This window comes from Bacillus cereus group sp. BfR-BA-01382 (assembly GCF_022663475.1).
GTDB classification, from domain to species: Bacteria; Bacillota; Bacilli; order Bacillales; family Bacillaceae_G; genus Bacillus_A; species Bacillus_A thuringiensis_S.
In genome coordinates this window covers 1-252 of sequence record NZ_JAKUFQ010000391.1, presented here as the reverse complement: position 1 = coordinate 252, position 252 = coordinate 1, and the positions used below count along the sequence as shown (strand labels likewise).

The following is a 252-nucleotide window of genomic DNA, read 5'->3' as shown; positions in this document are numbered from 1 at the left end:
TAGGTTCGAGGTGGAAGCATGGTGACATGTGGAGCTGACGAATACTAATAGATCGAGGACTTAACCATATAATATGAAGCAATGTTATCTAGTTTTGAAAGAATATAAAAACTTGTTGACTTTCAAAAGTAAATAAGTTAAAATGATTCTTGTCTTAAATGAATACAGTCTGGTAATGATGGCAGAGAGGTCACACCCGTTCCCATACCGAACACGGAAGTTAAGCTCTCTAGCGCCGATGGTAGTTGGGAC

The 252-nt window shown here is 38.9% G+C and carries 1 rRNA gene; it reads left to right on the top strand.

From position 1 onward, the window contains the following. Positions 1 to 168: 168 nt before the first annotated feature. Positions 169 to 252: ribosomal RNA gene (rrf, locus tag MR160_RS34450) — 5S ribosomal RNA — on the top strand; the annotation flags it as partial.